This is a genomic window from Paenibacillus kribbensis, from assembly GCF_002240415.1.
GTDB lineage: Bacteria > Bacillota > Bacilli > Paenibacillales > Paenibacillaceae > Paenibacillus > Paenibacillus kribbensis.
On sequence record NZ_CP020028.1, the window covers coordinates 3,147,076 to 3,167,974 of the forward strand.

The following is a 20,899-nucleotide window of genomic DNA, read 5'->3' on the forward strand; positions in this document are numbered from 1 at the left end:
ATCTTTAATGTACAAAAAGTCTCGCCACCTGCCGGAATCGTCCGTAGGCATCCTCCCACGCCTCTGAATCGGCAGGCTCATAAACCTCCACGGCAATAGAATCCGCGATGACCCGGCGTGCTTCCCATATATCGGCGAACTTTCCCTGTGCTATCCATTGTACCGCAAGATTGCCGATTGCGCTTGCTTCTGCTGGTCCTGCCCACACGGGTTTTTGAATCGAGTTAGCCGTCCACTGGCACAGCAGCCGATTTTGAATGCCGCCACCCACCATATGAAGCCCATTAAACTGCTGCCCTGACACACGTTCCGTCAACTCCAAAACGTAACGGTACTTCAAGGCCAGACTTTCCAAAATACAGCGTGTGACCTCCCCCGGTGTCTCCGGCAAGGGCTGCCCGGTATTGCGACAGTATTGGCGTATGCGTGTTTTCATATCTCCGGCATGCAGAAACAGTTCATCATCCGGGTCAATCAAACAGGTGAACGCCGGAGCCTGCTCCGCCATATGAACCAATTCAGGAAAGGAATAGGAGCTTCCCTGCCGCTCCCACTCTCTGCGCACCTCCTGTAAAATCCACAGTCCCATAATGTTTTTCAGCAGCCTGTAGGTCCGACCCACACCACCTTCATTCGTAAAATTATATCGAAGCGTGTCGTCATTGATTACAGGCTGTGCCGTTTCCGTTCCCATCAGGGACCATGTTCCACAGCTCAAGTACGCAAACGAGCGCTCCAGCGCAGGCACGGCAGCCACTGCTGATCCTGTGTCGTGCTCTGCTACTGCAATCACAGGAATCGCTTCAATGCCCAGATCAGTCATGACCGATGAACGGATGGTACCTGCAACACTTCCCGGCTCCAGTACCTTTCCGAACCAGGAGCGGGGGATGCCGATTCCGGACAAAAGCTCATCATCCCAGTCTTGCTGCAACGGATGATATAATTGCGTGCTGGTCGCATTTGAAAACTCATTGTACATTTCACCTGTCAGAAAATACCGCAGCAGATCAGGGATCATCAAGAAATGCGCTGCCTGCTCCAGCAAGGGTGAGCTCATATTTCGCATGGCAGCCAATTGATAAATGGTGTTAAACGTCAAAAACTGAATGCCTGTGCGCTGAAAAATAAACTCTTTTCCCAGCCGTTCCTGCACTTCCTCCATTACCCCGTGGGTATGCCAATCCCGATAATGATAAGGGTTGCCCAGCAATTCTCCGGTTTCTCCGATCAGTCCAAAATCGACCGCCCAGGAATCAATTGCCAGGCTGGACGGATTCACCCCCATATGCTTGGCTTTGAGCAATCCTTGCTGAACCTCATGATACAGACGCAGCATATCCCAGTGCAGGCGTTCGCCAACCTTGACCGGATCATTCGAAAAGCGATGGATTTCCTCCACCTCTATACGTGAGCCTGTCAATCGTCCGAGCAGGACCCTGCCGCTGCTTGCCCCCAAATCATAAGCGAGGATGCTCACCAGCTTGCACCACCCTTGCCTCTTTGCAAAATCTGCTTGCCATAATCAGACGCCAGATAGGCTTTCATCGGATCAGCAGGCAAGCCTTGCTCTTCACGTATCGCTTTGAGCAGCGGTGCCACATCAAACTCAAACGCCTGGCGCACAGCATCCTCCGCACCCAGCACATCCTGGCGGTTTGCCGCCGCTTCCACCTCTGCATGATTAATCAGCAAGGCCTTCGCATATTGAGTCTGCACATTCAGCACCGAGCGAATCATGGCCGGAATTTTGGGCTCGATATTGTGCGACTGGTCGATCATATAAGCAATTTTATCCACGGTATGGCGAATATCTGCATCCACATCCTGAGCTGCGTTCAAAATCTGATAAAAAATTAAAAACAGCTCATACGGATTGGCGGAGCCCACGATCAGATCATCATCCGCATATTTATAGCTGTTAAAATGGAAACCGCCCAGCCGCTTCTCATCCATTAAAAACGCAACAATATGCTCCACATTGGCCCCTGGCAGGTGATGCCCTGTGTCCACGAGCACCTGTGCCTGCGGCCCCAGCTTGGTCGCGTAATGGTACGCCATGCCCCAATCGGCAATATCCGTATGGTAAAAGGCCGGCTCGAACGCCTTGTATTCAATCAGCATGCGCATATCAGGCGTGAGCGCCTTATACATTTCGCCGAGTGCCTCCAGCATCCAGTTTTTCCGTTTGCGAATGTCCCCCTGACCGGGATAATTCGTTCCATCTGCGAACCATAGACTAAGATCAGTAGAGCCCGTCTCCTTCGCAATATCCACACATTCCAGCAAATGGTTGGTGGCCTTGCGACGGATGGCCGGGTCTACATTGGTAACGCTGCCTAGCATGTAATCCTCATCTTGAAACAGATTGGGATTCACGGCCCCAATCCGCAGACCGAGATTTTCGGCATGACTGCGGAACTTGCCATAATGGTCCACCTTATCCCACGGGATATGAATGGCGACCGATGGACATAAGCCCGTCACGGCGTGGACCTGCGCGGCATCCTCCAGCTTTTCAAACGGATCACGCGGTACACCCGTTTTCTGAAAGACTTTAAACCGTGTACCTGAGTCGCCATAACCCCAGGATGGCGTTTCTATGCTAAGCGCTTTCAGCTTTGTCTTTACCTGCTCCAGATCAATCCCCCGTTGTTGTTGCTGTTCCTCGAATAAGGCGTAGGCTTTGTCGCTCATCGTGGTTCCTCCTTGGAAAATAAAGTGAGTTACGGGAGGAGGCCGCTTCGCGTGCGGATTGTTCTTCCGATCGCTGTTGCAACGGGATTTTTTCATTTTATAACACCGAATAAGGTTAAAATCCCGTTGCAAAGGCGAACGCTGCGCTTCTCCAGAACAATTCCGCCCGCTCCGCTGCTGACCAGCCATAAAGTCACTTCTATTTTGAAGTGCTAGTGTGTATAAAAGACATCAGTGCGTAAATGAGTCATCATGACTTATTTACGTTTGTTTCAAGATCATTTCGCGATATTAAGAGACATACCGGCCTAAGCTTGAGCCGTACTCCACTGTTTACCTTGTAAAGGCTGCGGGAACACCGCCGTCGATGGTCAGCATACAGCCTGTCGTTTTTTCTGCCTTGGATGAAGCGAAAAAGGCTATGCCCTCCGCGATATCCTGCGGATAGATATTGACCAGCAGCGTCGTCCGCTTGCGGTAATGCTCCTCCAACTGGTCTGGCTCAATACCGTAGGCGGCGGCGCGCTCGTTGCGCCAGTTGGAGTTCCAGATCGCCGAGCCTTGCAGAATCGCGTCCGGTAAAATCGTGTTCACACGGATGCCGTATTCGCCGCCTTCTGCAGCAATACAACGGGCCAGATGCGCCTCCAGCGCCTTGACCGAGCTGTAGGCCGTTACATTTTTACCTGCGTAGACCGAGTTTTTGGAGCCGACGAACACCATGCTGCCGCCAAGCGTCTGTTCCTTCATCAGCTTGAACGCTTCCCGTGCAACCAGAAAATAACCCGTGCCCAGCACGTTCACATTTAAATTCCATTCCTTTAGTGACGTTTCATCGAAGGGACTGGAGGTAGCGAGACCTGCATTGTTGACGATGATATCAACACCGCCGTAGTTCAGAGCCGTTTCAGCATAGGCAGCCTGAATCTGATCCTCCTGCGTCACATCCATTTTTACGGCGATGGCACGGTTTTCTCCGTAGCTGCTATTTATCTCTACGGCTACCTTTTGCGCACCTTCCAGATTCAGGTCTGCCAGTACGACATGTGCGCCTTCGTCCACCAAACGGCGCGCGGTTGCACTGCCGATTCCACCTGCTCCGCCCGTAATGAGTGCGATTTTACGTGAAAATTCAGCTTCTGCCGGTGCGAGTGACAGCTTATAAAGCTCCAGAGGCCAGTACTCCACGTTATACGATTCGTTTTCACTGAGCGACACAAACTGCCCTAACGCAGTTGCCCCCCGCATAACAGCGATAGCACGATGATACAAGGCACCGCTCACCTGCGCATTGCTCCAGCTTTTTCCTGTATTGATCATACCAACACCCGGAATCAAAATTACACGCGGTGCAGCCTCAAACCTAACATCTCCCTCATGACGATTGCGTTCAAAATAGGCCTGGTATTCCTCCTTGTAGGCTGCTATGCCTTCTGCAAGCTTGATCTTCAAGCCCTCTACGTCCTCCACATCCGGCGTCCAATCCACAAAAAGCGGCTTCATCTTGGTATGAACCAGATGATCCGGGCACGCTGCCCCGACCTGGGATAAAGCAGCAGCTTCCTGACCGTTCACAAACTCCAGCACGTCCTCCGCATCATCAAAGGTGAGGATCATCTTTTTCTCATCACTGACCGCCCCCCGGACGGCTGGCATGACCTGAGACGCAATGCTGCGGCGCTCCTCTGAAGTAAGCGCTTTATAAATTGCGCCGCCAAACGGCTGTTTTGCCTCTTGACGTGCTTTGATATAGCTTTCTGCTTCCTGAATGATTTCGATCGTTTTCGCATACGCCGCTTCGGACGTATCTCCCCACGTCACCAGGCCGTGCTTTTCCATCAATACCAATTCGGCTTGAGGATGATCCAGTACACCTTGAGCAATCATTTTGGACAGCTTAAAGCCAGGTCGGATATAAGGCACCCATACAAAGCGTTCACCGAAAATTTCCTTTGCGATTTCCTTGCCGTTGTGCGCACAACACAAGCTGATAATCGCGTCCGGATGTGTATGATCTACATGTCTAAAAGGCAAAAAAGCATGCAATAGCGTCTCAATCGAGGCACGCGGATGCTTGGCATCAATCATACAATTCGCCAGATAAGCAACCATATCCTCGTCAGACATATCTTCCCGCTCAAACAAAGGACGGATATCCTCCATACGAAGCCCTGTGAAGTTATGCGCTTTCATTGTTGCGAGATCGGAACCGCTGCCCTTGACATACATCACTTCCACCTCACGTCCGCGGAAATCCTGTATCGTTGTTTTGGCCGAAGTATTGCCGCCTCCCCAGTTGCACACGCTTCTATCCGTACCGATAAGGTTAGAACGGTATACGAGCTGTTCCAGCGTATTTTTTTGCTCAGATGCTTGTGAAGAATTCCACAGACTTTGTACCATAGGAAAAAGACCTCCAAGTTCTGTTTAGTTTTGAATTGCTTTATTATAGTGTTTATTTTTGCTTACGGAGACTATAACACTTTTGTTTCAATTTGAAAATATGAAATACAAAAATAATCAAAAATAAATTTAATTTTTACTAACTGCAAAACAAGTATATTAGCTTAAAATATAATAAGGCCGTGCCGGGTCAGGTCATAAGAACCTTTTCCAGTACAGCCTTTGGGCAGGTAAATCACTTCTTTGCCAAGCATATTGCTACGAATTGATTACGCTTTGTTTCGAAGCAAGGAGGCTCAGGGCATATCAAGTCGTTTTTTAACGACTGCTGGTACACCTGCAGCCATGGTAAATTCGGGTATATCCTCTTTAACAAAGGCTCCACCACCGATCATAGACCAACAACCGATGCGGCGCTTCTCCCGTACCGAGGCACCAATGCCTATATAGGCCCCCTCATCTATGGTTACATTGCCTGCCAGATTCACACCGGGGGCTATAGTTGCATAATCGCCAATAACCGCATCATGACTCACGTTAACACTCCGATTGATAATTACATGCTGTCCGATCTTAATATTGTCCGACAGGACAGCCCCCTCAAAGATCATGCTTCCCTCTCCAATGGTGTTTCTTCGAGACAAACGAACACGTGGATGTATTAGCGGGGCTGCGATACGAAATCCCGATTGAATTGTATGATGAGCAAATCGCTTCTTTAATGCCGGGTCCCCCACCCCGGCACATATTAGCTCTACCTCATATTTTAACGCTTCAATGTCAGCCAATGTTCCCAGCACAGGAACGCCATTTACGATCTGCCCTTTCGTCTCAGGCCGTTCGTCTAAAAAACCTGTCACTTGAACTCCCAGCTCTTCACATAACCAGTTGATTTCCCTTGCATGTCCGCCCGATCCCCAAATCACGATTTTCCTCATCCGGTTGTCTCTTTTTCCAGGCTTCCGAGAACGTTCACAATTCTTCGAACAATAATCTGGTCCAGCTCCTCCCACAAGGGCAGGCTGACAATATGTTTGGTAATGTGTTCGGTAACATGAAGAGTAGACCGGGTATAGCTTTGGAATTGCTTCTGCTGATGGCACGCCGGAGAAAAATAGGTTCTGGCTTCTATTGAATTAGAGGCTAATAACTTTACGACTTCTTGATTTGTGTGGGCATCTGGACTAAGAATAGGGATAAATTGATGAACAACTGATCCTTGCACTTTTTGTAAAGACCACCCTCGTTCTAATAAGTCTGCTTGGAGCAGTTCTTGAAGATAATATTCGTAGATCGTCCTTCTATTCTCACGTACAGCCTTGAAATGATCGAGAGTGGCTAAAGCGATAGCAGCGGTATACTCGGATATCTTACTGTTAAGACCTTGGGTGACAGACTCCCTGCTGCTAGAGAAACCGAAATTCCCCGCCTGACGAATTCGCTTAATGAGATCCTGGTCCAAACTGTATACTAATCCACCCTCTCCAATACCAAAAGATTTGGTGGCATGAAAGCTGAATACGACGGCTCCTCCAAAGTCTTTGCCAAAATGGGTGGCTTCCTCGGGAGTTATCGTTCCAAAGCTGGCAGCCGCATCAATGACTACCGGAATTCCCTGCTCCTGCAGCTTATTGTATATGGATAAATCAATAGCTGTACCGAAAGTGGCATAAGGAACGATTACCGCAATCTCATCGCCCAGTTGCTTGACTGCCTGCTCTAACTGCTCCCTATTCATTTGCCAATTCTCCGGTTCAATGTCAAGGAAGTAGGGTTCTAGCCCACACCACTCAGCAGCAAGTGGGGTGGCAGCAAAAGTAAAGCTAGGCATAACAGCATATTTGCCCTGTGGTCGCTTGCTTTGAGAAATCGCCAAAATCAAGCCAACGGTAGCGTTATGAACGGTCACAGCCGAACCGATTCCATCAAACATTTGCGCAATGACCCGCTCTTCAAACAGGTTATTTAAGGGACCATAATTGGAGTAAATCCGCGTCTCTTCTATTTTCTCAAAATTGGAACTAAATCGTTCCTTTTTTACTAAATTAGGTCGTAAAAAGGGAATGTCGAACATGAGCCAGCCTCCTTCGCATATGGGATGAGCAAGCTAGGATTCCAATGTTTTCAATATCATTTCAATTCGCTTGATATCTACAGCAAATTGTGGACGACCCTTTATACGTTCATGATAAGAATGAAGTGCAGTTCTAAACAAATCGTCAGTATCAAGAAACCCATCATCTCTTGAGGCAATCATAATATCTAACCATTCCGTGAATGCATTTTGACCAAGCGTCTGATTATTTTGGTTGGGATGTATTCGGAAATAGCTTAGTGCTTCAGGAATATAAACTGCTTTTCCTTTGGATAGTAAGTTCAACCAAGACGCTAAATCATTAAGAAGAGAATACTGTTTTCCTTTATAAACCCCAAACCGTTCGATAAGATCTGTTTTTTTGAAAAACACTGTCGTAGGCTCACCAATCACATTTAAACAATGAGTTAAGGCAACGTTTGCCAGCATTTTTCCGTCCATGATCCTTGTTTCCTCGTACAGCCTTTCCGTTGCATAGAGCGGTGGGAGAATAGCCCCTGATTCATCAATGGTTTGCCGATACGAGGTAACCAGCGTGATATTTTCAAAATTTTCAAAGAAATAGATCATCCTTGCTATTTTTTCTTTATGAAATATGTCATCATCCATCAAGTAATTGATATATTCACCTGACGCCAAATCAAAACATTTATGCCAATTTCCGAGGAAAAGATTTTTATCATTTTTATAATATTTAATTTTGGGAAAAGAATCTAAATAAGAATCTTCAAGCATTTCTTGTACTTCATTTGTTGTACTGTCATCACAGATAATGATTTCGATATTCGGGTAAGTTTGTTCCAATACACTGTCGATGGCGATTTTTAGTGTATGCGGGCGGTTATATGCAGGTATAACTACACTTACTAATGGGCATTCCACACTTACTCCACCTTTCTTTTATGCTTAGGTGTCTACGCCGGAGGTTTCAGCCGATTTACTCTGTTGGTTTCATATGGGCTGACCTGTTCCTCACATCCCCGAATACATACACATACATATATACTACTGGGAAATAAAATGATGCCAGGAAAATGGATGTTTTAATAAAATGCGTCTGAATCGGCACCTCCCTCTCGTTGGTGTTCGAAATTGGTAAAGGGGAATGATCATGTCATTGAATTTCACTCCGCTGCTGACAACTCATTTATTTGTATCGAAGAAGGTTTTAAAGGATGATGTTAAAGAATTGATAGATAGATTGGAAGAAAATCACATTACAATAAAACGGTATGAGGCTGATCAACCACTTATAGACATTAGCCTCCAAAAGCCTCGGGTTTACATCTCGCTCGGAGAAGAGTGGGGAGAATTTTCAGCACTAAAAGCGTTGCCTGGTCACGAAAAAAAACGCTGGTTGCACTTCCAATCACCAGACGAAATTCAACCTATGCATTTATTTTTCTGCTGGCTCAAGGCAACAGATCCCCTTCCGGAGAATAGAACGATTCCTCCAACACATTTTTCTTCAAACACACCTTTAATATCCGTCTTTACTGCCAGCTACAGATCAAAAGAAAAAATTCAACGACCTTATCAATCTTTATTGAAGCAGACCTACAAGAACTGGGAATGGGTAATCGTGGATGATTCCGGTGATGAAGATGAGACATACAAGGAGCATTTACTCCCTTTAGAGGATCACCGTGTGCGGAGATATCGCCAGGATTCACGTAATGGCTATATAGGGGCCATCAAAAGGTTTGCAGCAGGTCTATGTACAGGGGAAATTTTAGTAGAAGTCGATCATGATGATGAGCTAACTCCTGACTGCCTGGAGAAAATCGTCAAAGCATTTCAACAAAACCCTGACTGTGGCTTTGTTTATGGAGATTGTGCTGAGGTGTATGCAGGGAGCAATCATGCGCATTGGTATGGCTGGGATTGTGGCTTTGGTTACAGTGTTCATTATCGAGTCTGGCTGCATGAAATGAACAGATGGCAAAATGTACAAAAACATACGACTATTAATGGCAAAACCATTTGTCATTTGGTCGGTTTACCCAATCATCCCCGTGCGTGGACGAGAGACTGTTATCATCTGATTGGAGGCCATCGCAATGAACTACTGGTAGCAGATGATTACGATATGCTGGTTCGGACGTTTCTTTGTACCAAAATAGTAAACGTCCCTGATTTGATATATATCCAATATCGTAACGAACATGGAAATAACACTACATTCCTCAGAAATAAGCAGATTCAGGTTCTTGTAGGGGAACTATATAGATGCTATTTCCAAAGAATTCAAATGAGATTGAAAGAGCTCGAATTACCAGAGCTATTGCCTTATCGTCGTATTTGGGAGACTTCTACGAACGATCCTGCCCGGAAATCTGCTCACGTTATTCAAGAAGATACCTCAAGATTCTCGATATTATTCCCTATCCCCCATTCCTGCCCTGAAATAGAGCATACGCAATTAATTAAGACGCTCCAAAAGGGCATTGAAAACAACTTTAGGGAGATCGAAATTGTGGTTGTAGGTCGAATTCCATCAGAAATCGAAACCTATGCCTCCAAAGCTCCCAGGGGAGCCATACGATGGTGGCCAATGGAGCCAAATGATTCATTAGAAACTTGTATTCAATATGCAAAATTTATTGCGTCCTGCAAAGAGAAAGTGGTTGTGTTGCCCTAAATCTCAGGCAAGGCTGATTAAAACATTAGCCAACAGTTATTTTCCAATACTTTTGTCGAAGTCTCTCTGAATTATTTCCATGAGACTTCGATAAAGGTTTTTTCGTTACACCAGATCTGCAAACATGAACTTAAGACAAAAAAAGGACCCAAAAGTTATAAATAACTTTTGAGTCCTCTAAATATACCTTGACCTTAAACTGTTCCTTGGCCACCTTATGGGCCTTGAGGTCCTTGGTCACCTTGTGGGCCTTGAACTCCCTGAGGTCCTTGGTCTCCTTGTGGGCCTTGAACTCCCTGAGGTCCTTGGTCTCCTTGCGGTCCTTGAACACCTTGAGGTCCTTGGTCTCCTTGCGGTCCTTGAACGCCTTGAGGTCCTTGGTCTCCTTGTGGGCCTTGAACGCCTTGAGGTCCTTGGTCTCCTTGCGGTCCTTGAACTCCTTGAGGTCCTTGGTCGCCTTGTACGCCTTGAACGCCCTGAGGTCCTTGGTCACCTTGCGGTCCTTGAACGCCTTGAGGTCCTTGGTCACCTTGCGGTCCTTGAACTCCTTGAGGTCCTTGGTCGCCTTGTACGCCTTGAACGCCCTGAGGTCCTTGGTCGCCTTGGGTTCCTTGAACTCCTTGAGGTCCTTGGTCTCCTTGCGGTCCTTGAACTCCTTGAGGTCCTTGGTCGCCTTGCGGGCCTTGAACTCCTTGAGGTCCTTGGTCTCCTTGTGGTCCTTGAACACCCTGAGGTCCTTGGTCGCCTTGCGGGCCTTGAACTCCTTGAGGTCCTTGGTCTCCTTGCGGTCCTTGAACTCCTTGAGGTCCTTGGTCTCCTTGCGGTCCTTGAACACCTTGAGGTCCTTGGTCGCCTTGCGGGCCTTGAACTCCTTGAGGTCCTTGGTCTCCTTGTGGGCCTTGAACTCCCTGAGGTCCTTGGTCGCCTTGTGGGCCTTGAACGCCTTGTGGTCCTTGGTCTCCTTGTGGGCCTTGAACACCCTGAGGTCCTTGGTCGCCTTGTGGTCCTTGAACTCCTTGAGGTCCTTGGTCTCCTTGCGGGCCTTGAACTCCTTGAGGTCCTTGGTCTCCTTGTGGGCCTTGAACTCCTTGAGGTCCTTGGTCACCTTGCGGGCCTTGAACTCCCTGAGGTCCTTGGTCGCCTTGTGGGCCTTGAACTCCTTGAGGTCCTTGGTCGCCTTGCGGGCCTTGAACTCCTTGAGGTCCTTGGTCGCCTTGTGGGCCTTGAACTCCCTGAGGTCCTTGGTCGCCTTGTGGGCCTTGAACGCCTTGTGGTCCTTGGTCTCCTTGTGGGCCTTGAACTCCCTGAGGTCCTTGGTCGCCTTGTGGGCCTTGAACTCCTTGAGGTCCTTGGTCGCCTTGCGGGCCTTGAACTCCTTGAGGTCCTTGGTCGCCTTGTGGGCCTTGAACTCCCTGAGGTCCTTGGTCGCCTTGTGGGCCTTGAACGCCTTGTGGTCCTTGGTCTCCTTGTGGGCCTTGAACACCCTGAGGTCCTTGGTCGCCTTGTGGTCCTTGAACTCCTTGAGGTCCTTGGTCTCCTTGCGGGCCTTGAACTCCTTGAGGTCCTTGGTCTCCTTGTGGGCCTTGAACTCCTTGAGGTCCTTGGTCACCTTGCGGGCCTTGAACTCCCTGAGGTCCTTGGTCGCCTTGTGGGCCTTGAACTCCTTGAGGTCCTTGGTCGCCTTGTGGGCCTTGAACTCCTTGAGGTCCTTGGTCGCCTTGTGGGCCTTGAACTCCTTGAGGTCCTTGGTCTCCTTGCGGGCCTTGAACTCCCTGAGGTCCTTGGTCGCCTTGTGGGCCTTGAACTCCTTGAGGTCCTTGGTCGCCTTGTGGGCCTTGAACTCCTTGAGGTCCTTGGTCTCCTTGTGGGCCTTGAACACCCTGAGGTCCTTGGTCTCCTTGTGGGCCTTGAACTCCTTGAGGTCCTTGGTCTCCTTGTGGGCCTTGAACACCCTGAGGTCCTTGGTCTCCTTGTGGGCCTTGAACTCCCTGAGGTCCTTGGTCGCCTTGAACGCCTTGAACTCCTTGTGGTCCTTGGTCGCCTTGTGGTCCTTGAACTCCTTGAGGTCCTTGGTCGCCTTGAACGCCTTGAACTCCTTGTGGTCCTTGGTCGCCTTGTGGTCCTTGAACTCCTTGAGGTCCTTGGTCGCCTTGTGGTCCTTGGTCACCTTGCGGGCCTTGAACTCCTTGAGGTCCTTGGTCGCCTTGGGTTCCTTGAACTCCTTGAGGTCCTTGGTCGCCTTGTGGTCCTTGGTCACCTTGCGGGCCTTGAACTCCTTGAGGTCCTTGGTCGCCTTGGGTTCCTTGAACTCCTTGAGGTCCTTGGTCTCCTTGTGGGCCTTGAACACCCTGAGGTCCTTGGTCTCCTTGTGGGCCTTGAACTCCTTGAGGTCCTTGGTCTCCTTGTGGGCCTTGAACACCCTGAGGTCCTTGGTCTCCTTGTGGGCCTTGAACACCCTGAGGTCCTTGGTCTCCTTGTGGGCCTTGAACACCCTGAGGTCCTTGGTCTCCTTGTGGTCCCTGAACGCCTTGAGGTCCTTGGTCGCCTTGGGTTCCTTGAACTCCTTGAGGTCCTTGGTCTCCTTGTGGGCCTTGAACACCCTGAGGTCCTTGGTCTCCTTGTGGGCCTTGAACTCCCTGAACTCCCTGAGGTCCTTGAACTCCCTGAGGGCCTTGAACTCCCTGAGGGCCTTGAACTCCCTGAGGGCCTTGAACACCCTGAGGTCCTTGAACTCCCTGAGGTCCTTGAACTCCCTGAGGTCCTTGGACGCCTTGATCAGTTCCTAAAAGTTCATCAGATACTAACCGATGGGCAGGTACTAATTGCCCCAATGTATCTTTACCCCAAACAGAAATTTGAGTTTCATTCTCTGCTGGCCCGCTTGTGGTAAAAACGAATTCAAATGCGTCGAAACCTGCAAAGAAATTCCTAGTTAAAACCACATTGGGTCCCACTGCCACTAGTTGTTGTACATATAATGTTCTGCTGCCGTTTAAAATAAAACCCTCTATCAATACAATAGAAGAATTGACAGAATCTCGATTATCTATTTTTATTGTGACCAGTTGGGTGGGTCTGACTCCTAGAACAGGATCATTTGCAATGGGTCCAGTTGATAATACTGCCATTAGGTACTCCCTCCTCTCTAGTAAAAATAAGCTTTTTTTGTGAACAAAAGATCTTTCTCAAGATCCCGTTCCCTCTATTTTATGTTTCATCCATTTACTGCGATTGTGGTTCTATCTCTATACATATGCTGAGTTTTAAGAATTTAGCTGCTCATCCGCAACAACACGCTGAACATCAATGATTTCACCATTCCCGTTTTTTCCCCAAACTGAAATATCAGTACTTTCTTCTGCTAAACCGCTTGTGGTAAAAACGAATTCATATGCGTCGAAGTCTGCTAGATAATTTTTCGTAGTAACTGTATTGGGGGCTAAAGCCATTTGTTCTAGTACATACAATGTTCGTATACCATTTAAAAAGTATCCCTGAATTAAAACAATCGAAGAATTGACTAAATCGCGGTTAATTATTTTAACGGTAACCTGCTGAATAGGCCTGATCCCACTAACAGGACTATTCTCAATAGGTCCAGTTGATAATACTGCCATTAAGTTGATCCCCCTTTCCCATTTATCAACTACAAATCCATATTATATAAAAATACTATATATAGAACAGAATAGGGATTATGTAGCTCCATGTATCATATTAATAATTTGTTGCATATGATTGTTTGTTTGCCTATTAAAAATAAAAAGGATAAAGGCCCCCTGAGAAAAAAGGTGCCCTTATCCTTGTAGATCTACAACACTCTGATAGATTTATTTTTTAATTCCTCGAATTGTTCCAACCTTTGTTTTTCATCCCATAAATAATGAAATCCCCATCTATTTGCTTTGTCCCCTTCTCGCAGCCCTTGTTTTAAAGCCGGGAAACGTGAATTTATATAGTCAAAACCTAAGTATTTATAATGTAGCAATAAAACATCATTATTGGATGGCTTTACAACGTCCCCTGTAGGTGAAGCAGTATGCCTGCCAGGACTGAAATTTATTTCTTGAATCGCGTTTGGATTAAAGATTTGAGGCTTATCGTACGTTTGACTTCTTACACCATTCCTTACCGTCTCATGTAATGGTTGATCGCTACTCGGGAAAAAATCGGAAACCATCTCATAACCATCAGGGACAATCAATGTTATTCCTTTAGAGGTGCATTCTTGCAGATATGTTCTAAGGTTAGGGTGATAGAAATGTTCATCTGCGTCACAGACAATAACCCAGTCTGCCTTTCCTCTGCTTCCTTTCCAAAATTGATTGAATTTATCTTGTGCTGATTTCACGAGAGAATTACCTTCTATTTCGAATCTATCTATAACAACTTTGGGATTTTCCCTTAACATAGATACAGAATTATCAGTTGAGCCATTATCGAAAATATAGTATTTATCCGCTATATTATCATAGTGCTTGAAAAAAAACGGGAGCATCTTTTCTTCATTCCAGCATAAAGCATATACATGTATTATCACGTGCTCTTCCCCTTTCAAACTCAAAGCTTATGGACCAACTTGCTTGATAATATATGCAACTTATATTTGTAGGGTTCAAGTCGTGGATGACGAACTTTTAGGTGAGGTGTACTATGTTTGAAAAAGATGAGCAAGAAATTCTCGCTTATTACGATGGTGGCGCGGAAATAGATTTGTTTGATCTATCCCCCCAAGCCATTGAATTCGCTCGTCAGCAACAACGGAGCAAACCCGTAATCAGCAAGCTCGAAACCGCAGATGCTAGAAATGTGAACCGTGAAGATGAAAGTGCAGATATCGTTCTATTAATGGGTCCTTTATATCATTTAACGGAGCAGCATGAACGAATAAAAGCACTGCAAGAAGCGGCACGTGTCTTAAAAAAGGGTGGGACGCTGATCACTTCAGCTATATCCAGGTTTGGCTCGTTGTTTCGGGGATTATCTGTATACGGCGACCACAATACCATTGTCGAAGAAGACGTGTTCATGGACATGGTTAGACAAGAGCTGACGAATGGCCAGCATGTACTCCCTTCCAACGTATCCCTCTTTTATCGCTCGCTCCTACTTTCATACACCTGCTGCCTTGCGAGCCGACTGGCAAGCGGCTGGATTGCAGGAGCCTCGTATTTTCGGAGTAGAGGGACCTGTCTGGATTGCTCCCGGTTTTAAAGAAAAGTGGATGGTCCCAGACCATCGCAGACGTTTGTCGGCTATTGCACGGCAGGTGGAAGAGCAGGAGTCCATCATCGGTATGAGCCCGCATATGCTTGCGGTCGGCACCAAGTCGTGAATGGTATGCCTTTATGTGAATGGTAGCTTTTACGTGAATATTATGTGTCTTTACATGAACACAGCAAGGGTAGGATGTTTACCTGTTAAGCCGTGCGTTCAAAAGCTGATCGTATCCGTACTGCTGGCGGGTAAGCTCCTCCTTGCGCTGTTTTTCCACTGCTTTTACCCCCAGTTCCCATGCTGCCTCCGGCTTCATCACAAATACTCCGTCATCATCACCCAAAATAAGATCACCCGGATGTACGCTGACCCCAAACAGACTTATCGGCATATTCACCTCCCCTTCCAGTTCCAGTGTGCGTGTAGTCAAGGCGCTAATCCCTTTTGAAAAGACGGGAAATTGCAGTTGGTTCAGCACGCTAACATCCGTGACACAGCCGGAAACAATCACCCCCGCCAGCTGTTTTTTCAGCGCTACATAGGCTCTGAATTCCCCCCAGCAGGCTCTGGCATCGTCACCAGACATATCGACGACAAGCACATCACCCGCTTGTGCCAATTCCAGTGCATGACGGATCGCGGTGGAATCCAGATGGGGAAGCCTCACCGTAACCGCATTCCCCAACAAACGAATAGGACGGAACAATGGCTGCGCTCCCTGCATACATCCAAAATCCGTAAAATGCCCTATCGTGGAAGCACTAATATGCTGATAAAGCTCCAGTAGCTCCTTCGTTACACCCTCGACACGAGGTTGAATCCGAAACATGCAAGTCAGCTCCTTTTGGGATCATAGTTCCTACTTAGCTCGTACCATGTATTTTGGGACAGGTAGGGCAATAGCCGCCGCCCTTGTCCTTCATCTGATAAAAATAACAGCAGGTTTTGCGCACACGTACTGCTTGCACCGTGTCCATAGATGCGGTGGATACAGAGATCATCGGGGTACGCTGTGTACGAGCAGAGTCTGCATACCGAGCCAGCGGGTTGTGTCGTTCACCAAACAAATGAGCCGGTGCTTCATAGATCAAGTATTTAAAATCCTCTTCTATCCGCAGCCGATCCCCGCCATTCAGCTCCTGCCAGATGCGCTTCTCATACAGCGCATAGACATAGATGGCGGTGTTTTCCCATAATACCGTTCTCGGAATGGAGGCAACAGCAGAAACCGTGCGCCATATCGGGGCCAAATGCTCTGCAAATACCTGCCTGATGACGTAATCACGCCAAGCATGACGCTGATACTGATGCTGGGCTGTATCACCGTTATCCCTGTCCCCATCTTCCGTTTCACCGCCATATTCCGTATGTTTGTTATATTCACTAACCCGCAGTCTGTTCAAATGCAGCCTTGGAAGCCACGTATCCTTGACAAAATCAGAACGAATCGCACAATCGGCAATCCCGACTCCCAGCATCTTGTTATATACAGACATCGCATACAGAGCCGGGGATACGATCAAAAAACCGTATCGTTTCGCCAAGGCAGAGGCCGTCACCTTACGTGAAGAAAAATCATGCAGTTCTGACAGGAGATCCAGATAGATGGTACATGCAGATGCATCGAGCAGATCTTCAGCGGGTAGATCGTATCGGCCAGTGGGTGCTTGTGCATCGCTGCTGATTCGCAGTTTTTCCGTGAGATACGACCATTCCGCAGGCTCAAACGAAGACGTTTTGCCGTACGGCATCTATCTTCCTCCCCTTTCCATGCGGAATAAACATCGGAGTCCCGTACAACGGATCAGGAATGACTTGACAGCGCAGTTGGAATACAGTCTCCACCGTCTCTGAGGTCATGATTTCTTCCGGCTTTCCCTGCGCATAAATACGCTTGTCATGTACTGCAACCATATGGTGCGCATAACGGCAGGCCAAATTCAGATCATGCAGCACCATAACAATGGTCCGTCCTTCGCGTTCATTCAGATCAAACAGCAGGTCCAGAATCTCAATTTGATGTGTCATGTCCAAATAAGTCGTCGGTTCATCCAATAAAATCATGTCCGTCCCCTGCGCCAAAGTCATGGAAATCCATGCACGCTGACGCTGTCCACCGGATAAAGAATCCACCGGACGGTCCGCGAAGGCCTCCAATTGTGTTGCCCGCAGCGCGTTTTGCACCTGCTCCTCATCCTCTACCGACCACTGTTTGAGCCAGCTCTGATGCGGATATCTGCCCTGCTTGACCAACTGATATACCGTTAGCCCTTCCGGGGCCGAGGGTCCCTGCGGCAAAATGGACAGCCTTTTGGCAATTTGCTTGGAGGGGAGCTCAGCAATCGCCTGCCCATCCAGCAGCACCGCTCCTGCTGCAGGCTTTAACAGCCGCGCCATGGCACGTAAAATCGTCGATTTTCCACAGCCATTACTGCCTACTAGCACCGTAATCTTTCCCTCCGGGATTTGCAGGTCCAGCTCTTGAATAACCGGATCTGTCCCATAGTTAATCATCAGGTCCTTCATCTCTAAACCCATGCAGCTTCCCTCCCATATCGTGAAGTCATTCTATTTCAGTCCTTAATGCCGATTCCGTCGCTGAAGCAGCAAATACAGAAAAAACGGCGCCCCTACGCCAGCTGTAAAAATACCTGCGGGAACATCAATAGGATAAAAGGCCGTGCGGGCCAGCAAATCAGCGAGATACACCAGCAATCCCCCTACCAGTGCTGACACCAGCGTCAGTCCGCCCATAGAGCGGCCTACCAATCGACGTGCAATATGTGGCGCAATTAATCCGACAAAGCCAATCGCTCCCGCGACTGCTACCGCAGTTCCGGCGAGAATTACACTGAGCAGCAGCAGAATCACACGATGCCGCTGCACCTCTACGCCCAGCCCGGTGGCTACATCATCCCCCAGCTCCTGTGTGTTGAGACTGCGTGCAAAATAGAGAACCAGAGGTGTACAGACTCCAATAGCGATCAACATCGTATATACGTTGCTCCACGACGCTCCATACACGCTGCCCGTCAGCCAGATATAAGCCTTGCCGGCTGTAAAGGACGAGCTCATAACCAACATCAGCGTCGTAACCGAACTCATGGCAGAAGCCAAACCAATCCCCACCAGCACCAGTCGGATGGGTGTTACGCCGTCCTTCCAGGCCAGCACGTACACTAGCAGCGATACGATCAGTGCGCCAGCTACAGCCGCCACAGGCAGCCATTGGAAGCTCAAAACAGCTCCTCCATAAGCAATGAACGTCACTGCAGCAGCAGATGCCCCGCCTGTAATGCCCAGGATATCCGGAGATGCCAGCGGATTGCGAATAATGCCCTGAAGCACCGCTCCCGCGATGCCCAAAGCCGCGCCAACCAGCACTCCCGTAACCGCTCGCGGGAACCGCAGTCTGTACAAAATAAAGTCATATTCGTCTGAACTGCGTCCCCATATCGCTCGAAGCACTTCCCAAGGACGTACATACGTATCCCCCCAGCCCACACTGATCACACCTATGATCAGAAGCGCCAGGGCCAAACCACCCATCATCCATAACACTTTCTTTTCCAACTGGATATGAAATTGGCCGTTCCTGCTCCGCAGCGTTACATAACGCCTCTTGTTCAACCTGCCTGTGCTGGCACCATGGTTCACTTTCATACGCTTCATTTCCACGCCCCTCCTTTACGGGCAATGTAGATGAAAAAGGGAACCCCGATCAAAGCCGTAATCACACCAATCGGAATTTCCTGCGGTGAAATCAGCACTCTGGCAGCAGTATCGGCCGACACCAATAACAAAGCACCCAATACCGCCGAAAAAGGGGTAATCCAGCGATAATCCGCACCAACCAAAGCCCGCGCCACATGCGGAATGATCAGACCGACGAAGCCAATCGCCCCCGCAATCGCAACAGAGCATCCAGCCAGCACCACAATAATGAGTCCCATGGCGCATTTTACCCATAACGTATTTTGCCCCAGGCCCTTCGCTACATCTTCCCCGGTCACAAGCAGATTCACCGCTCTACCCATCAACATCGCCGAGATCCCCGCCACCAGCATAAAAGGAAATAGAGGCTGCAGCATCTCCAGCGAACGTCCGCTGACAGAGCCAGCCATCCAGAACAACACATTTTGCATCCCCGTTTCATTCATCACCAAAATAATCTGGATCATCGACATAAACAAGGCGTGAATGGCAGAGCCGGACAATACAATCTTGATCGGTGTCAAACCATCCCGACCTAATGAACCGATGACATATACCAGCACAGCCGCCAGTCCTGCGCCGATCAAGGCAAAGCCCATCAGAGACATCATGGACTGGACCGAAAACACGACCGCAGCGATAGAAACGAAGAATAAAGCACCCGCATTGATACCGAACGTGCTCGGCGAAGCCAACGGGTTGCGAGTAAGCGCCTGCATAAAGGCTCCTGCCATCGCCAAGCCCGCGCCTACAACAGCAGCAATGATTATGCGCGGCAAACGTTCGGTATGTATCAGCACATGCTCTACATTTTGAGCATCATAATACAGTAGAGAAGATATCATCAATTGCGGTGGAATCAGCGTTCTGCCCAGCAGCAGGCCAAGGAACAAGGCACCCGCGAGCAGGATCAGACATACACCAAGTCCAGTCCATTTTCTTACAATCGTCGTTAGCATCGTTGCATATCCTCACTCTTTCAGCAGCAATGTACAACACAAAAGAAGGATGAGAGATCTAGACCCCTCACCCCTCTGCTGTATTTCCGTCTTGCTTTATGATAGTTATTTATAATTTCAGATCATACAATTGATAAAGATCATCCAGCATCAGATTTGCGCTCAAATAGCCACCGGCCAGATTCCAATTCACTTCATTAACCTTAAAAATGCTCTTTTTCTTGTATGCATCAAGGTTTTTCCACAAAGGATGGCTTGTCCAAGCCTCATAATTTTTTTCAATAGCAGCCTGATCCTTACCCGAGTTAAATACGAACAACGTATCTGCATTCATGTCTGGTATGCTTTCCTTGCTGTTGACTTTGATTCCCCATTTGTCCGCTTCTTGCTCAGGAGGACGGGTGAAGCCCAGCTCCTTCAGGATCTGTCCTGCGAAGCCCATATAATAAATACGCGCATGGTCTGCCCGGAAATTAACGATGGAAGCCTTGATCGGCAGGCGATCACCCATTTTCTTTTTAAAGTCCGCTACACGCTGATCCCAATCTGCCAGCAATTGTGCCCCCTTGTCCTCCTGATTCAACACTTGCCCGATCAGCTTCACCGTATCTTTCCACTCATATAGCTGATCGACGGCAACCGTAGGTGCGATTTCCGACAATTGCTGGTACGTCGCTTCGTTACGGAATTTGGTTGCAATGATGACATCCGGCTTCAGTTTATAGATTTCCTCCATATTCGGCTGTGTCTCCAGACCAACTGTCGGAATCCCTTCGAGATCCTTTTTCAAATAATCATACACCGGCTCGGTTCCACTCGCCTCCACAATCCCCACAGGCTTTATACCATAGGCGATCATAACATCGTTGGCTCCGTTATACAGCGTTACGACCCGCTTGGGTGTACCCTTAATTTCGGTTTTACCCAAGACATGCTCGATGGTGCGTACGGAGTCGGTTGAGGAAGCTTCTGGCGCTCCACCGGCATTCGTACCCGCACCTCCAGCACCGCAGCCTGATAAAAGCAGCAATACAACCATGAGTGCAACCCATATACTCCCTTTGCTTGATGCTCGGAACATTTCTCTATTCCCCCTATTTAGATCGCCAATAATGATATTCATTCTCATCATTAATTATAAAGAGGGGTCTTAGTATGACCATGGACGTTAAC

18 protein-coding genes are annotated in these 20,899 nt (G+C 48.3%); 3 read left to right on the plus strand and 15 right to left on the minus strand.

Going from position 1 to position 20,899, the window contains the following annotated elements; all coding sequences use genetic code 11:
• Positions 1–4: 4 nt before the first annotated feature.
• Together rhaB and rhaI are read right to left on the minus strand one after the other, a co-directional pair.
• Entirely contained in the window at positions 5–1,480 is a 1,476-nt protein-coding gene (gene rhaB, locus B4V02_RS13915) for a rhamnulokinase (protein WP_094155259.1), read from the minus strand.
• A complete protein-coding gene (rhaI, locus tag B4V02_RS13920; RefSeq protein WP_094155260.1) occupies positions 1,477–2,697 on the minus strand; it encodes an L-rhamnose isomerase in 1,221 nt (406 codons plus the stop codon). Before rhaI ends, rhaB begins: the two co-directional genes overlap by 4 nt.
• 51 nt (positions 2,698–2,748) lie before the next feature.
• Between rhaI and B4V02_RS25905 the strand changes: the two genes are divergently transcribed.
• Positions 2,749–2,913, plus strand: coding sequence for a hypothetical protein (locus B4V02_RS25905; RefSeq protein WP_157739744.1), 165 nt, complete (start codon positions 2,749–2,751; stop codon positions 2,911–2,913).
• Positions 2,914–3,030: 117 nt separating this feature from the next.
• Here B4V02_RS25905 and B4V02_RS13925 read toward each other — a convergent pair whose 3' ends face one another.
• The 4 genes from B4V02_RS13925 to B4V02_RS13940 all read right to left on the minus strand — a co-directional run bounded on the left by B4V02_RS13925 (position 3,031) and on the right by B4V02_RS13940 (position 8,077).
• Positions 3,031–5,100, minus strand: coding sequence for a bifunctional aldolase/short-chain dehydrogenase (locus tag B4V02_RS13925; protein ID WP_094155261.1), 2,070 nt, complete (start codon positions 5,098–5,100; stop codon positions 3,031–3,033).
• Positions 5,101–5,396: 296 nt separating this feature from the next.
• Positions 5,397–6,038 carry an acetyltransferase gene (locus B4V02_RS13930; RefSeq protein WP_094155262.1) on the minus strand — a complete coding sequence of 214 codons (642 nt, stop codon included), beginning with the start codon at positions 6,036–6,038 and terminating at the stop codon, positions 5,397–5,399.
• Positions 6,035–7,174: a DegT/DnrJ/EryC1/StrS family aminotransferase gene (locus tag B4V02_RS13935; RefSeq protein WP_094155263.1), complete on the minus strand. Its 1,140-nt coding sequence runs from the start codon at positions 7,172–7,174 to the stop codon at positions 6,035–6,037. The genes B4V02_RS13930 and B4V02_RS13935 overlap by 4 nt, the downstream gene beginning before the upstream one ends.
• A gap of 33 nt (positions 7,175–7,207) precedes the next feature.
• The gene (locus B4V02_RS13940; protein ID WP_094155264.1) at positions 7,208–8,077 is read right to left on the minus strand and encodes a glycosyltransferase family 2 protein; all 870 of its coding nucleotides are present in this window, start codon (positions 8,075–8,077) and stop codon (positions 7,208–7,210) included.
• Positions 8,078–8,306: 229 nt separating this feature from the next.
• Between B4V02_RS13940 and B4V02_RS13945 the strand changes: the two genes are divergently transcribed.
• On the plus strand, positions 8,307–9,836 hold the full coding sequence (locus B4V02_RS13945) for a glycosyltransferase (RefSeq protein WP_094155265.1): 1,530 nt from the start codon (positions 8,307–8,309) through the stop codon (positions 9,834–9,836).
• Between the two features lie 130 nt (positions 9,837–9,966).
• Here B4V02_RS13945 and B4V02_RS13950 read toward each other — a convergent pair whose 3' ends face one another.
• From B4V02_RS13950 to B4V02_RS13960, 3 genes are all read right to left on the minus strand, one after another.
• Positions 9,967–12,552, minus strand: a complete 2,586-nt coding sequence (locus B4V02_RS13950; protein WP_244188329.1) for a hypothetical protein — start codon at positions 12,550–12,552, stop codon at positions 9,967–9,969.
• Between the two features lie 547 nt (positions 12,553–13,099).
• On the minus strand, positions 13,100–13,453 hold the full coding sequence (locus B4V02_RS13955) for a hypothetical protein (RefSeq protein WP_094155266.1): 354 nt from the start codon (positions 13,451–13,453) through the stop codon (positions 13,100–13,102).
• A 194-nt stretch (positions 13,454–13,647) separates the two neighbouring features.
• Positions 13,648–14,376, minus strand: a complete 729-nt coding sequence (locus B4V02_RS13960; protein ID WP_094155267.1) for a glycosyltransferase family 2 protein — start codon at positions 14,374–14,376, stop codon at positions 13,648–13,650.
• Positions 14,377–14,489: 113 nt separating this feature from the next.
• Here B4V02_RS13960 and B4V02_RS13965 point away from each other — a divergent pair, with 113 nt between their 5' ends.
• The gene (locus B4V02_RS13965; RefSeq protein ID WP_244188330.1) at positions 14,490–15,050 is read left to right on the plus strand and encodes a class I SAM-dependent methyltransferase; all 561 of its coding nucleotides are present in this window, start codon (positions 14,490–14,492) and stop codon (positions 15,048–15,050) included.
• 199 nt (positions 15,051–15,249) lie between these two features.
• Here the strand turns inward: B4V02_RS13965 and B4V02_RS13970 are convergent, their stop codons facing one another.
• The 6 genes from B4V02_RS13970 to B4V02_RS13995 all read right to left on the minus strand — a co-directional run bounded on the left by B4V02_RS13970 (position 15,250) and on the right by B4V02_RS13995 (position 20,807).
• Complete coding sequence (locus B4V02_RS13970; protein ID WP_094155268.1) at positions 15,250–15,882, minus strand: RraA family protein; 633 nt, start codon at positions 15,880–15,882, stop codon at positions 15,250–15,252.
• Positions 15,883–15,916: 34 nt separating this feature from the next.
• Positions 15,917–16,804 carry an IucA/IucC family C-terminal-domain containing protein gene (locus tag B4V02_RS13975; protein ID WP_094155269.1) on the minus strand — a complete coding sequence of 296 codons (888 nt, stop codon included), beginning with the start codon at positions 16,802–16,804 and terminating at the stop codon, positions 15,917–15,919.
• On the minus strand, positions 16,776–17,591 hold the full coding sequence (locus tag B4V02_RS13980) for an ABC transporter ATP-binding protein (protein ID WP_094155270.1): 816 nt from the start codon (positions 17,589–17,591) through the stop codon (positions 16,776–16,778). Before B4V02_RS13980 ends, B4V02_RS13975 begins: the two co-directional genes overlap by 29 nt.
• 42 nt (positions 17,592–17,633) lie before the next feature.
• Positions 17,634–18,725, minus strand: a complete 1,092-nt coding sequence (locus tag B4V02_RS13985; protein ID WP_094155271.1) for a FecCD family ABC transporter permease — start codon at positions 18,723–18,725, stop codon at positions 17,634–17,636.
• A complete protein-coding gene (locus tag B4V02_RS13990) occupies positions 18,722–19,726 on the minus strand; it encodes a FecCD family ABC transporter permease (RefSeq protein WP_094155272.1) in 1,005 nt (334 codons plus the stop codon). Before B4V02_RS13990 ends, B4V02_RS13985 begins: the two co-directional genes overlap by 4 nt.
• Before the next feature lie 109 nt (positions 19,727–19,835).
• Positions 19,836–20,807 (minus strand): ABC transporter substrate-binding protein, encoded by a 972-nt coding sequence (locus B4V02_RS13995; RefSeq protein WP_094155273.1) that lies wholly within the window; start codon positions 20,805–20,807, stop codon positions 19,836–19,838.
• Positions 20,808–20,899: the final 92 nt, after the last annotated feature.